The 756-nt window shown below is 52.9% G+C and carries 1 protein-coding gene; it reads right to left on the minus strand.

Translation table 11 applies throughout. The annotated features are described in order from the left end of the window. Positions 1–33: 33 nt before the first annotated feature. Positions 34–756 (minus strand): Tn3 family transposase (locus ACVCAM_RS26475; RefSeq protein ID WP_154820210.1); only part of this gene is annotated, 723 nt, incomplete at its 5' end.

A 756-nucleotide genomic window follows, 5' to 3' on the forward strand; every position in this document is an offset into this window, starting at 1 on the left:
GGGGTTTGAGGGCCAATGGAACGAAAACGTACGCTAAGAAGTTAATTCATTGTTTAAATTGAAATTTAGTTCTCTCAGTTCCCCCTTCAAAATATCCTCCGGTAGCGTAAACGTATAATGCCCCAGCATATTGATATGCCCGTGCATCAGTGGGGACAACCGGGCGATATCTTCAACCCCGATTTCTTCTCCATTACTGCGTATCCAGCTCAGGGCTTCCTGCATATAAAGTGTGTTCCACAGTACCACTGCGTTAGTGACCAGGCCCAGTGCCCCCAGCTGATCTTCCTGACCTTCACGATAGCGCTTTCTGATCTCACCGCGCTGCCCGTAGCAGATCGCCCTCGCCACAGCATGGCGGCCTTCCCCCCGGTTTAGCTGCGTCAGGATCCGCCGACGATAATCCTCATCATCAATATAATTAAGAAGGTACAGCGTCTTGTTGACGCGCCCCACTTCCATGATCGCCTGTGCCAGCCCTGATGGGCGCGAGCTTTTCAGCAAAGAGCGAATGAGTTCTGAAGCATGAATGGTGCCCAGTTTCAGCGAACCGGCGGTTCGCATCATCTCATCCCACTGATCCTCGGCTTTCGACAGATCGGCACAACCACGTGCCAGTTCGTCCAGTGCACCGTAATTTGCCGATTTATCCACTCGCCAGAATACCGCTTCACCGGCATCGGCAAGCCGGGGGGAAAACTGGTATCCCAGCAGCCAGAAGAGGCCAAAAATAATGTCGCTGGTACCGGCTGTGTC

Source organism: Enterobacter sp. CFEC122 (assembly GCF_052983755.1).